This is a genomic window from Pseudomonas sp. HD6422, from assembly GCF_025377065.1.
In the GTDB taxonomy this organism is placed as follows: Bacteria; Pseudomonadota; Gammaproteobacteria; order Pseudomonadales; family Pseudomonadaceae; genus Aquipseudomonas; species Aquipseudomonas putida_U.
Genome location: NZ_JAHWIW010000009.1, coordinates 105,429 through 117,998, shown reverse-complemented (window position 1 = coordinate 117,998; position 12,570 = coordinate 105,429). Strand labels below are relative to the sequence as shown.

The 12,570-nt window shown below is 60.9% G+C and carries 14 protein-coding genes; 3 read left to right on the top strand and 11 right to left on the bottom strand.

Annotation, left to right across the window (positions count from 1 at the left end; all coding sequences use genetic code 11):
* Positions 1–23: 23 nt before the first annotated feature.
* From KY379_RS08675 to rplM, 7 genes are all read right to left on the bottom strand, one after another.
* Entirely contained in the window at positions 24–455 is a 432-nt protein-coding gene (locus tag KY379_RS08675) for a ClpXP protease specificity-enhancing factor (RefSeq protein WP_133329819.1), read from the bottom strand.
* 10 nt (positions 456–465) lie between these two features.
* Positions 466–1,089, bottom strand: a complete 624-nt coding sequence (locus KY379_RS08670) for a glutathione S-transferase N-terminal domain-containing protein (RefSeq protein WP_133329817.1) — start codon at positions 1,087–1,089, stop codon at positions 466–468.
* A 119-nt stretch (positions 1,090–1,208) separates the two neighbouring features.
* Complete coding sequence (locus tag KY379_RS08665) at positions 1,209–1,988, bottom strand: cytochrome c1 (protein WP_261239611.1); 780 nt, start codon at positions 1,986–1,988, stop codon at positions 1,209–1,211.
* Complete coding sequence (locus tag KY379_RS08660; RefSeq protein WP_133329813.1) at positions 1,988–3,199, bottom strand: cytochrome b; 1,212 nt, start codon at positions 3,197–3,199, stop codon at positions 1,988–1,990. The genes KY379_RS08665 and KY379_RS08660 overlap by 1 nt, the downstream gene beginning before the upstream one ends.
* Positions 3,199–3,792 (bottom strand): ubiquinol-cytochrome c reductase iron-sulfur subunit, encoded by a 594-nt coding sequence (gene petA, locus KY379_RS08655; protein WP_133329811.1) that lies wholly within the window; start codon positions 3,790–3,792, stop codon positions 3,199–3,201. The genes KY379_RS08660 and petA overlap by 1 nt, the downstream gene beginning before the upstream one ends.
* A gap of 263 nt (positions 3,793–4,055) precedes the next feature.
* A complete protein-coding gene (rpsI, locus tag KY379_RS08650) occupies positions 4,056–4,448 on the bottom strand; it encodes a 30S ribosomal protein S9 (protein WP_054893989.1) in 393 nt (130 codons plus the stop codon).
* A gap of 14 nt (positions 4,449–4,462) precedes the next feature.
* Entirely contained in the window at positions 4,463–4,891 is a 429-nt protein-coding gene (gene rplM / locus KY379_RS08645; protein ID WP_003260798.1) for a 50S ribosomal protein L13, read from the bottom strand.
* Positions 4,892–5,147: 256 nt separating this feature from the next.
* On the opposite strand from rplM, the gene KY379_RS08640 reads away from it, so the two are divergent.
* Entirely contained in the window at positions 5,148–6,188 is a 1,041-nt protein-coding gene (locus tag KY379_RS08640; RefSeq protein WP_133329809.1) for an NADP(H)-dependent aldo-keto reductase, read from the top strand.
* A 241-nt stretch (positions 6,189–6,429) separates the two neighbouring features.
* The gene (locus KY379_RS08635) at positions 6,430–7,326 is read left to right on the top strand and encodes a GlxA family transcriptional regulator (RefSeq protein WP_165976082.1); all 897 of its coding nucleotides are present in this window, start codon (positions 6,430–6,432) and stop codon (positions 7,324–7,326) included.
* A 29-nt stretch (positions 7,327–7,355) separates the two neighbouring features.
* Here KY379_RS08635 and zapE read toward each other — a convergent pair whose 3' ends face one another.
* The 3 genes from zapE to KY379_RS08620 all read right to left on the bottom strand — a co-directional run bounded on the left by zapE (position 7,356) and on the right by KY379_RS08620 (position 10,544).
* On the bottom strand, positions 7,356–8,450 hold the full coding sequence (gene zapE / locus KY379_RS08630; protein WP_133329807.1) for a cell division protein ZapE: 1,095 nt from the start codon (positions 8,448–8,450) through the stop codon (positions 7,356–7,358).
* 84 nt (positions 8,451–8,534) lie between these two features.
* Positions 8,535–9,884: a tryptophan--tRNA ligase gene (locus tag KY379_RS08625; RefSeq protein ID WP_261239614.1), complete on the bottom strand. Its 1,350-nt coding sequence runs from the start codon at positions 9,882–9,884 to the stop codon at positions 8,535–8,537.
* Positions 9,885–9,908: 24 nt separating this feature from the next.
* Positions 9,909–10,544: an alpha/beta hydrolase gene (locus tag KY379_RS08620; protein WP_133329803.1), complete on the bottom strand. Its 636-nt coding sequence runs from the start codon at positions 10,542–10,544 to the stop codon at positions 9,909–9,911.
* 135 nt (positions 10,545–10,679) lie between these two features.
* Here KY379_RS08620 and KY379_RS08615 point away from each other — a divergent pair, with 135 nt between their 5' ends.
* Positions 10,680–11,117 carry a YhcB family protein gene (locus KY379_RS08615; RefSeq protein WP_133329801.1) on the top strand — a complete coding sequence of 146 codons (438 nt, stop codon included), beginning with the start codon at positions 10,680–10,682 and terminating at the stop codon, positions 11,115–11,117.
* Positions 11,118–11,276: 159 nt separating this feature from the next.
* On the opposite strand, the gene KY379_RS08610 is transcribed toward KY379_RS08615, so the two are convergent.
* Complete coding sequence (locus tag KY379_RS08610; RefSeq protein ID WP_261239615.1) at positions 11,277–12,473, bottom strand: methionine gamma-lyase; 1,197 nt, start codon at positions 12,471–12,473, stop codon at positions 11,277–11,279.
* Positions 12,474–12,570 lie beyond the last annotated feature (97 nt).

Genomic DNA, 12,570 nt, shown 5'->3' with positions numbered 1-12,570 from the left:
ATCCGAACGGATCGCCTTTTTTGTTACTTGACCACTTTCAGACTCGGTCGGCCACTGGGACGCGGAGGCTGCCCGCCACCATTGGGCGGACCATCGTCATCCGGCTCGACACCCTCGTCTTCGGGCTCATCATCATCCATGACCGGCGGCTCGAGCTCGAACACCATGCCCTGGCCGTTCTCCCGGGCATAGATGCCAAGGATGGCGCCAGCTGGCACGTAAAGCGAATGGGCGACACCGCCGAAACGGCCTTCGAAGCTGACCGCGTCGTTGTCCATGTGCAGGCTACGCACGGCACTGGGTGAGATATTCAGGACGATCTGGCCGTCACTGGCGAAACCCTGTGGCACCTGGACCGCCGGGTATTCGGCATTGACCAGCATATGGGGGGTGCAATCGTTGTCGACGATCCACTCGTACAGTGCTCGAACCAGATAGGGGCGACTGGAGTTCATCAACGGCTCCTTAAAACTTGCGCATTTCACGCTCTGCGGAGGACAGGCTCGCCTGGAAAGGCTCGCGGGCGAACTGCCGCTCCATGTATTCCAGCAGCGGCTTGGCTTGCCGCGGCAACTCGATACCCAATACCGGCAAACGCCATAATATGGGCAATAGACAACAGTCGACCAGGCTTTGCTCCTCACTCATGAAGCAGGAGAACTCGGCAAAAACCGGAGAAACGCCGGTCAGACTCTCGCGCAACGCTTTGCGTGCGTCGGCCCGAGCGGCATCGCTGCTGCGCGGGTCGAGCACGATATCCGCCAGCGCGCACCAGTCGCGCTGGATGCGGTGGATCAGCAAGCGGCTGTTGCCACGTGCCACCGGATACACCGGCATCAACGGAGGGTGCGGGTAACGTTCTTCGAGATACTCCATTACCACGGTCGACTCATACAACGCCAGGTCGCGGTCGACCAGGGTCGGCACGCCACCATAGGGGTTCGCCTCAAGCAGCTTGGGCGGCAAACGAGCGGGGTCGACATCGATGATCTGCACGCCGATGCCTTTCTCGGCGAGCACCAGGCGCACGCGGTGAGAATAGTGATCGGCGGGATCGGAATAGCAGGCTAACCTGTTGGTCGCGCCCATGTACGGCTCCTCGCATGGGGATGCTTGTAAAACTGCAAATGCAAACGCGCCCTGGGAGCTGCCGCGCTGTAATGCGGCAGCGCCCAGGGCGCGTTCAACTAACCAGAACTACTGCGTGATCAGTGCACGTCCTTCCAGTATTCGCGCTTGAGCAAATAGGCGAATACGAAGAAGAAAGCCAGGAACAGCAACACGTAGGTACCGATGCGCTGACTTTCCAGTTTGACCGGGTTGGCCGAATAGGCCAGGAAGGTCACCAGGTTCTTGACCTTCTCGTCGAACTGCTCGGTGGTCAGGGTACCGGAATTCGGCGTGATGGTCAGCTGGTCACAGGCTTCATGGGTGAGCGGCGTGCCAGTTAGCGGGTCGAATTGCTTCTTGCCATCGACCACGCTCTGCACCTGCTTGCAACCGATCACCTGGTTGCCCTGCAGGCCAGTCAGCACGTTAGGCATGCCGACGTTGGGGAAGACCTTGTTGTTCACCCCGTAAGGCCGCGACTTGTCCTCGTAGAAGCTGCGCAGGTAGCTGTAAAGCCAATCGTTGCCGCGCACCCGCGCCACCAGGGTCAGGTCCGGCGGGGCTGCACCGAACCAGGTCTTGGCATCGCTCGGCTGCATACCGATCTTCATGTGATCGCCGATCTTGGCGCCGGTGAACACCATCTTTTCCAGCATCAGTTCGTGCGGGATGCCCAAGTCATCGGCGACCCGCTCGTACCGTTGGAACTTGGCGCTGTGGCAGCCCATGCAATAGTTGACGAAGGTGTGCGCACCATCCTGCAAGGCCGCCTTGTCGGTGAGGTCGACATCGACCTTGTCCAGCTCCAGGCCATGTTCGGCAGCGAGGGCGAAGGCCGGCATCACTGCCAGCAGTAATACTGCAATCAACTTTTTCATCAGCCAGTCACCCTTTCCGGAACCGGTTTGGTCTTCTCGAGCCTTGTGTAGAACGGCATCAGCAGGAAGTAGGCGAAGTACAGCACCGTACAGACCTGCGACAACAAGGTACGCCCCGGGGTTGGCGCCAGCACGCCCAGGATGCCGAGGATGACGAAGGCCACGCAGAACACCAGCAGGAAGATCTTGCTCAGCCAGCCCTTGTAGCGCATGGAACGCACAGGGCTGCGGTCGAGCCAGGGCAATACGAACAGCACGGCGATGGCTGCACCCATGGCGATGACCCCCATCAGCTTGTCAGGCACGGCGCGCAAGATCGCGTAGAACGGTGTGAAGTACCAGACCGGCGCGATGTGTTCTGGCGTCTTGAATGCGTTGGCCTGCTCGAAGTTAGGCTTCTCGAGGAAGTAGCCGCCCATTTCCGGGAAGAAGAACACGACAGCACAGAACACGAAGAGGAACACCACCACGCCGACGATATCCTTGACGGTGTAGTACGGATGGAACGGGATACCGTCGAGGGGAATGCCGTTTTCATCCTTTTTCTTCTTGATGTCTACACCATCAGGGTTGTTCGACCCCACTTCGTGCAGGGCCAGAATGTGCAGTACCACCAGGCCGAGGATCACGATCGGCAGTGCCACGACATGCAAGGCGAAGAAGCGGTTCAAGGTGATGCCTGAAATCAGGTAGTCACCACGAATCCATTGCGTGAGGTCAGCACCGATCACCGGGATGGCACCGAACAGCGAGATGATCACCTGGGCGCCCCAGTACGACATCTGGCCCCACGGCAGCAGGTAGCCCATGAAGGCTTCCGCCATCAGCGCCAGGTAGATCAACATGCCGAACAGCCAGACCAGCTCGCGCGGCTTCTGGTAGGAACCATAGAGCAGACCGCGGAACATGTGCAGGTAAACGACGATGAAGAACGCCGAAGCGCCGGTTGAGTGCAGATAGCGCAGGATCCAGCCGTACTCGACGTCGCGCATGATGTATTCGACCGAGGCGAAGGCCTCCTCGGCCGACGGCGTGAAGCTCATGGTCAGCCAGACGCCAGTGACGATCTGGTTCACCAGCACCAGCAGTGCCAGGGAACCAAAGAAATACAGGAAGTTGAAATTTTTCGGCGCGTAGTACTTGCTCAGGTGGTCTTCCCACATCTTGGTGGCGGGGAAGCGAGCATCGATCCAGTCCATGAACTTGCTCATCATGCGTTCTCCTGATCAACGCCGATGACGATGATGTCGTCAGACTCGTACGAATGCGGCGGCACCGGCATGTTCAGCGGAGCCGGCTGGGACTTGTAGACGCGCCCCGCGAGGTCGTAGTGGGAACCATGGCAAGGACAGAAGTAACCACCGACCCACTTCGGCCCCAGGTCGGCAGGCGCCACCTCGGGACGGAACGTAGGCGAGCAACCCAGATGAGTACACAGGCCGACGATGAGCAGGATTTCCGGCTTGATCGAGCGCACCTCGGGGTCGACGTACTTTGGTTGTACCGAAGCCTTGGATTCGGGGTCGGCGAGCTCACCGGCGATTTTCTTCAGGTTGCCGAGGATTTCCTGGGTTCGCCGCACGATGAACACCGGTTGGCCGCGCCATTCGGCCACCATCTGCTGGCCGGGTTCGACCTTGGCGACGTTGACCTTCACCGGTGCACCGGCAGCCTTTGCCTTGGCACTGGGAAACCATGACCCCACGAACGGTACCGCAGCCCCCACTGCCCCCGCCGCCCCGACCACGGATGTCGCGGCTACGAGGAAGCGGCGCCGGCCTGCGTTGACGCCGTCATTGCTCATTCAGTCCTCTCCCATCAGCTTGCTTGACCTGTTGAACCAGGCCTCTACTTAGGTTGTGTCAGTGGCATCAAAAACGGTCGCCATGGTAAGAAACAAATCCACACAGTGACAAGGTGATTACCCCGACCTGGGGCGACAACCCGCGCTTTGCTTGATCTGCGTCTATGCGACAAGTGGTCACCGACATGCTGACAGGTTAGTTCAAGCCCAAAAAAAAAGCCCGGTTCCAAGGAACCGGGCTTTTCTCGACTGCCGAAGCGGTATTAACGCTTGGAGTACTGAGGACGCTTACGCGCTTTACGCAGACCCACTTTCTTACGCTCGACTTCACGAGCATCGCGGGTGACGTAGCCAGCACGACGCAGAGCGCCACGCAGGGTTTCGTCGTATTCCATCAGAGCGCGGGTGATACCGTGACGGATCGCACCGGCTTGACCGCTGACACCACCACCGGCGACGGTGACGTAGATGTCGAACTTCTCAACGGTCTCGGTCAGCTCCAGCGGCTGGCGAACAACCATGCGAGCGGTTTCGCGGCCGAAGAAGGTGTCCAGAGGACGGTTGTTGATGGAGATGTTACCAGTACCCGGACGCAGGAAAACGCGAGCGGTTGCGGTCTTGCGACGGCCAGTGCCGTAATTTTGAGTCGCCGACATAATGAACTATCCCGTTAGATCTTCAGTTCTTGAGGCTGCTGAGCAGTGTGTGGGTGAGCAGCACCCGCGTACACTTTCAGCTTACGGTACATGTCGCGACCCAGCGGGTTCTTAGGCAGCATGCCTTTGACCGCGGTTTCGATAACACGCTCAGGGGCCTTGGCGATCAACTTCTCGAAGTTGATTTCCTTGATACCGCCCGGGAAACCGGAGTGGGAGTAGTACATCTTGTCGGAAGACTTGGCACCAGTCACACGAACCTGCTCGGCGTTGATGACGACGATGTAGTCGCCGGTGTCAACGTGAGGGGTGTATTCTGGTTTGTGCTTGCCACGCAGACGGCTAGCGATTTCGGTAGCCAGACGACCCAGGGTCTGGCCAGCGGCGTCGACTACGAACCACTCGCGCTTTACTGTTTCCGGTTTAGCAGTAAAAGTTTTCATTCTCTAAAGCCTCAGAGGCCGCCCAGCGAAAAATAGACGGCGAATCTTACTGGATAGTGCACGGCTTGCCAAGGGCAAGCGCGCAGCCGAACACTGACGCTATTGGGGGCTCGGGTCGGGCACGCCAATGTTCGACGGGGTTCTTCCTGCATGGCGGTGCATCACTTCCGCCATACGGAGAGCTGCCGAATTATCCAGATTGCACGAAAAATTTCAACCTGCTTTTATGGGCTTCTTTGCCAGGAGAGTCTTCCCGATGGAATACCGCAAGCTCGGTCGTACCGACCTCGACGTCAGCGCCCTGTGCCTGGGCACCATGACCTGGGGCGAGCAGAACACCCAGGATGAGGCCTTCGAGCAGATTTCCCGGGCCAAGGCCCACGGCATCAACTTCATCGATACCGCCGAGATGTACCCGGTGCCACCGCGTCCGGAGACCTATGCTGCCACCGAGCGCATCATCGGCAACTGGTTCCGCACGCAAGGCGACCGCGACGACTGGGTGCTGGCGAGCAAGGTCGCCGGTCCGGGCAATGGCATCAGCCACATTCGCGACGGCCAGCTCAAGCACAACCGCCAGCACATCGTCGCCGCGTTGGATGCCAGCCTGGAGCGCCTGCACACCGACCGCATCGACCTGTACCAATTGCATTGGCCAGAACGCAGCACCAACTTCTTCGGCAAACTGGGCTACCAGCACCTTCCCCAGGACCTTTTCACCCCTCTGGAGGAAACCCTAGAGGTGCTGGATGAACAGGTCAGGGCTGGCAAGATCCGCCATATTGGCCTGTCCAACGAAACCCCCTGGGGCACCATGAAGTTCTTGCAACTGGCCGAAAGCCGCGGCTGGCCGCGCGCGGTGTCGATCCAGAACCCGTACAACCTGCTCAACCGCAGCTTCGAGGTGGGCCTGGCAGAAGTGGCGATCCGTGAGCAATGCGGGTTGCTGGCGTACTCCCCGCTGGCCTTCGGCATGCTCTCGGGCAAGTACGAAAACGGCGCTCGCCCGGCAAACGGCCGCCTGACCCTGTTCAGCCGCTTCGCCCGCTACTCCAACCCACAGACGGTCGCGGCCTGCAGCCGCTATGTGCAATTGGCCAAGGACCACGGACTGGACCCGGCGCAGATGGCCCTGGCCTTCGTCACCCGTCAGCCGTTCGTCACCAGCAACATCATCGGCGCCACCAGCCTGGAACAACTGGACAGCAACCTGGCGAGCCTGGACCTGAGCCTCAGCGACGAGTTGCTGGCGGCGATCGAGGCGATTCACCAGGACCAGCCGAACCCGGCGCCTTGAGCTGAGTTCAGTGTCGCCTACTTCGCGGCGGTTCGGCGCCGCGAAGAATGCGACGCGGTCCATCGGGGTAGACACACCGGCCAAAAAATAAGACGATCCAGCCGGTGATTGACCACTCTACCCTATAAGAACAACGACAATGATGTTTACCCAACCCTCGGCGTCATTGCGCCGCGTCAGCATCCTGGCCATCGACAAGGTATTCGCTTCTACCCTGATGCAGGCCAAGGATTTCTTCCACCTGGCCAGCCTGCGCTACAGCAAGCAAATGGGCCTGGGCCTGCAACCGATGTTCGAGATCGCCCTGGTGAGCCCGGATGGGCAACCGGTGGACAGTTTCAGCAATGTGCAACTACCGGTCGACGGCACCCTGGACGATGCCGATGTGATCATTCTTCCCGCCTTCTGGGACGACTTCGACAACCTGTTGCAACGCTATCCGCAAGTGCTGCCCTGGTTGCGTGAGCAGCATGCCCGCGGGGCGGTGCTGTGCGCCGAGGCCAGCGGAGTGTTCTGGCTGGCCGAGGCAGGGCTGCTCGACGGCAAGGAGGCGACCACCTACTGGCGCTTCTTTGGCAGTTTCGCCGAACGCTTCCCACAAGTCCGGCTCAACCAGGACAAGCACCTGACCGATGCCGACAACCTCTATTGCGCCGGCGGCACCACCTCGGCCTGCGACCTTTACATCTATCTGATCGAACGCTTCTGCGGCGCCAACGTGGCCCGTGCCGTGTCGCGTGACATCCTCTACGAAGTGCAGCGCAACTACACCCCGGGACGCATGGGCTTCGGCGGCCAGAAGCTGCACCAGGATCTGATCATCCTGCAGATTCAGCACTGGCTGGAGGAGCACTTCGCCGACAAGTTCCGCTTCGAGGACGTGGCGCGCAACCATGGCATGAGCATCCGCAACTTCATGCGCCGTTTCCAGGGCGCCACCGGCGACAAGCCGCTGCATTACCTGCAGCGGCTGCGGATCGAAACGGCCAAGGGCCTGCTGTCGAGCACTCGCAAGAGCATCAAGACCATCAGCTACGAAGTGGGCTACGACGATGCCAGCTTCTTTGCACGGTTGTTCCGCCAGCACACCGAGTTGTCACCCAACCAGTACCGGCAGCAGTTCATGCAGGAGGCATGACAGCAGCTTGAGGCTTGCGTTGCTGCCCTTCAGGGCTTGTGTGCCCGCGACAGGAACTCGTGGGACTGCATCTCCAGCAAGCGGCTCAGGGTACGCTGGAACTCGAAGGCCAGGCGCCCACCGGTGTATAGGTCCTTGAGTTCGACCTCGGCCGAGATGATCAGCTTGACGTTGCGGTCGTAGAACTCGTCCACCATGTTGATGAACCGGCGGGCAATGTCGTCGGTGGTCACGCCCATCTGCTCGACGTTGCTCAGCAGCACGGCGTGGAAGATCTTGCCCAGTTCGATGTAGTCATTCTGGCTACGCGGCCCGTCGCACAGGGCACGGAAGTCGAACCAGGCGACGTCGTCGCAGGTCCGCAGGGCTGTGATCGGACGATTTTCGATCATCAGCACGTCGTTCTCGACAGCCTGGGTGCACTCCGGGGTCAACGCCTTGAAGCTGGCGCGCATGCTCTGGTGCGCCGCCTCGTTGAGCGGATGGTGGAACAGTTCGGCCTGTTCCAGATGACGCAGGCGATAATCGACCCCGCTGTCGACGTTCACCACGTCGGTGTACTGCTTGATCATGGCGATGGCAGGCAGGAAGCGCGCCCGCTGCAGGCCGTCTTTATAAAGGCCGTCCGGGACGATGTTGGAGGTCGCCACCAGCGATACGCCGTTCTTGAACAGCTCCTCCATCAAGGTGCCGAGGATCATCGCATCGGTGATGTCGGACACGAAGAACTCGTCGAAGCAGATCACCTTGGCCTCTTCGCTGAAGCGCTTGGCGATGATGGTCAGCGGATTCTTCTCACCCTTGAGAGTCTTCATTTCCTCATGCACACGCTTCATGAAGCGGTGGAAGTGCGTCCGCATCTTCTGCTTGAACGGCAGTGCCTCGAAGAAGGTATCGACCAGATAGGTCTTGCCACGACCCACCCCACCCCAGAAGTACAGGCCCTTGACCGGCGTCTGGTCCTTCTTGCCGAACAGCTTGCCGAACATGCCGGGCTTGTTGTTCTGCGCGTGCACCAGGTCATCGTACAGGCGCTGCAGGTGACGCACCGCAGTTTCCTGCGCCGCGTCATGGAAGAAGTCGGGACGTTTCAGATCTGCTTGATATCGTTCTAGGGGCGTCATGATTCGTTAGCGAGGCAACAAAAAACGGGCCGTCACTGTAGCGACCGGCCCGCCTTATGGCAATCAGACTTGCGTCAATATGCCTCAGTCCACTTGCGGGGCAAGCGCCTCGCGTAGGGTCTGGATGGCCGCGTCACGGGCCTCGGCGGCCTCGAACTGCGGTCCGTCGGCTACCTGCTCGCCGTTCAACCACAGACTGAAACCAAGCCCCTCGACCCGCACATCGGCCTCGCCACCCTGCTGCAACTGCTTGCTGACGGCACCCGCGCTCTTGCCGTCGGCGAAGCTGCGCGACAGCAGCAATTGCTCGCCATCGGCGCCCAGCAGGCGGAAGCGGAAGCTGCCGTCTTCGTCGCGGAAGCTGACGAACCGCGCAGTCTTGGTGGCCTTCTTCTTGACCTCGGCAGTGGCCTGCACGCTACTGCGGAATGAACGCAGGCCAACGGCTTCACGCAACTGCTCGAGGAACGGCGTGGCGATCTTGCGTGCCTTGGCAGCACCGGCCAGGAGAATGTCCTCCAGGTCAGATGGGCGCGAGATGAGTTGGTGATAGTGCTCACGCTTCTCTGCCAGCTGGCCGTCGAGCAGCTGGAACAGACGCTGCTTGGCTTCGCCCCAACCCAACCCCTGCAATAGCTCGTCGCGGAACTCGGCGCACTGCGCCGGGGTGGAGAAGGCCTGGAACAGGGTGAACAGGTGCGCGTTGTCCGGATCCTTGGCCTCACCGGGCGCGCGCGAGTCGGTGACGATGCGCGAGATGGCGTCTTTCATGTCCTTGGCGCTGGTGAACAGCGGGATGGTGTTGTCGTAGCTCTTGGACATCTTGCGGCCGTCCAGCCCAGGAAGGGTCGCCACGCTTTCTTCGATCACCGCCTCAGGCAGGGCGAAGAAATCCTTGCCCTGGCCGAACAGGTGATTGAAGCGCTGGCCGATGTCGCGGGCCATCTCGACGTGCTGGATCTGGTCACGGCCAACCGGCACCTTGTGGGCGTTGAACATCAGGATGTCGGCGGCCATCAGCACGGGGTAGCTGAAAAGCCCCATGGTCACACCGGCGTCCGGGTCTTCGCCGTTTTCCACGTTCTTGTCCACCGAGGCCTTGTAGGCATGGGCGCGATTGAGCAGGCCCTTGGCAGCGACACAGGTGAGCAGCCAGGTCAGCTCGGGAATTTCGGGGATATCGGACTGACGGTAGAAGGTCACCTTGTTCGGGTCCAGCCCACCGGCCAGCCAGGTAGCAGCGATTTCCAGACGCGAACGCTGGATGCGCAGCGGGTCGTCGCACTTGATCAGGGCGTGGTAGTCGGCCAGGAAATAGAACGAGTCGGCACCCGGCTGCTGGCTGGCGACGATCGCCGGACGGATGGCCCCGGCGTAGTTGCCCAGGTGCGGAGTGCCGGTGGTGGTGATACCGGTGAGAATGCGCGTGGTCATGGTGTTCGCTTATTCAGGCTTGGCTCAGTTCGAAAGGCGCGGCAGCAGCAGATCCTTCAGATCGGTCAGCTTGCCATGGAAGAAGTGTCCGCATTCTGCCACTTTCAGCAGCTCATGGGGGCGACCGAGTGCGTCGGACCAGGCGTAGACCAGCTGGGGGTCAACCACTTCATCCGCATCAGGCTGAACCAGGCTGATCGGGCACCGTTGCGGCAGTGGGAACTCGGGCGTCAGTCGCATCACTGCCGGAGCGATCATGAACAGATGCTGCAAGGTCTCGCCCTGGCTTTCCAGGCGACCGGCCAGGCTGGTGGCGACGAAGCCGCCGAACGAGAAGCCCATCAGCACCAATGGTAGTTGCGGGTGGCGCTCGCGCAGCCAGGCAGCGGCGGCTTCGGCATCGGCCACCTCGCCAGCGCCCATGTCATGGCTGCCCGCGCTCTGGCCAACGCCCCGGTAGTTGAAGCGCAAGGTCACGTAGCCGGCATCACGGGCGGTGCGTTGCAGGGTCGAAACCACCTTGTTGAGCATGGTGCCGCCCTGGACCGGGTTGGGATGGCAGATCAGGACCGCGCCGCGGGCATCGGCCACGTCCAGGTACAAGGCTTCCAACTGGCCGCAAGGGCCGTCGATGAACAAGGGGGTTTCGCGCACGAGCAAGGTACTACTCCGTGACCTCGGGTTGGGTCTATTCGTCTAGCTGAAGAATTCTGTTCTGATTTGCGATCGCTCGCGGTATACAGCGCAGGTCTGAGCCGTTAACGTAAAGCAAAGCCGTTTATAGAGGAAGGACTCGTGGAACTCTCGCTCCTTGTTTGGTTGTTGCCAACCCTGGCCCTGGTCATTGGCGTGGCGGTCGGTTTCATCGCGGCCCGCCTGCTGCCCAATGCTGCGCCAAGCAGTACCCAGCGTCAGCTGGACGATATTCAGAAGCGCTTCGACAACTACCAGCACGAAGTGGTGACCCACTTCAACAGCACTGCCGTGCTGGTGAAAAAACTGACCCAGAGCTACCAGGACGTCCAGGATCACCTGGCCGACGGCGCCAACACCCTGGCCCTCGACGACCTGACCCGTCAACGCCTGCTGGCCGCCCTGCACTCCGAAGCTGCGCAGGGCCAGCGCGACCGCCTGACGCCACCGAAGGACACCGCCGAAGTGCCACGCGACTATGCGCCGAAAACGCCGAACTCGCCGGGCATGCTCGATGAGAGCTACGGGCTGAAGCGTTGATTCGCTGAAATAGAATGCAAGAAGGCCTCGTGAGAGGCCTTTTTTGTGGGCGATATCACTGGCCCCTTCGCGGGCAAGCCCGCTCCCACAGGCGCACCGTCGAATCCCGTGGTTACCTGTGGGAGCGGGCTTGCCCGCGAAGGGGCCCGCACCGCAAACCTAGCTACACGCCTCCAACGCCTGCTCGATATCCCCCAGCAAATCCTCCACATCCTCCAACCCCACCGACAACCGCACCAACCCCTCGGAGATCCCGTGGTGCGCCCGCTCCTTGGGCGTATAGCTCGAATGAGTCATGCTTGCCGGATGTTGCGCCAGCGACTCGGCATCTCCCAGGCTCACCGCCCTGGCGAACAATTGCAGGGCGTTCATGAAACGCCGCCCAGCCTCGATCCCACCCTTGAGCTCGAACGCGATCATCCCGCCCGGCTGGCGCATCTGCCGCTGGGCCAGGTCGAACTGGGTGAACGAGGGCAGTCCGGGATAGTAAATCAGTTCAACCTGCGGCTGGCGGGCAAGAAACTCGGCTACCTGCTGCGCATTGCCGCAGTGGCGGTCCATGCGCAATGCCAGGGTCTTGATGCCACGCATCAGCAACGCCGCATCGTGGGGCGACAATACCGCCCCGGTCATGTCCTTGAGGCCCTCCTGTCGAATCCTGTCGATCAACGCCTTGCGTCCGACCACCAGGCCGGCGGTGATATCGCCATGGCCGCTGAGATACTTGGTGGCCGAATGCACCACGAGGTCCGCCCCTAGCTCCAGGGGCCGCTGCAGGTAAGGCGTGCAGTAGGTGTTGTCGACCACCACCTGCAGGTCATGGCCACGCGCGGCCTCGGCCACTGCCGCGATATCGACCAACTGCATGTTTGGGTTGGCCGGGGTCTCGAAGTAGATCATCCGCGTCTTGTGGCTGATCGCTGCTTTCAAAGCCTTGGGATCGTTGAGATCGACATGGCGGACTTTGATTCCGAATTCGCCAAGGCCATGGTGCATGTAGGCGAACGTACAACCGTAGACGGTACGCCCGACGATCAGCTCGTCTCCTGGCCGCAGCAGGGTCCACAAGGTCGAGGTAATGGCTCCCATGCCCGAAGCGAGCGCCAGCCCCGCTTCGCCGCCCTCCAGCGAGGCCATGCGCTGCTCCAGCAGGGCCAGGGTCGGGTTGGAGATGCGGCTGTAGAAATGCCCACCCTCCTCCCCGGCAAAGCACGCGGCGCCGTACTCGACGGTCGGAAAAGCGTAGGTGGCGGTCTGGTAGACCGGCGGCACCAAGGCGCCGCCATGGGAGAGCGGGTCGTAGCCGTGATGGATGGCTCGCGTGGAAAAACCGCTGTTGTTATGGGAGGCGCGCATGGCAACAACCTCTGGTGGTTTGTTCTAAGCTTATGCCACCAGGCAGCCCGAATCTTTTCAAAATTGCCCACGCAATCAGGTTGGTTTTGGAATGAAA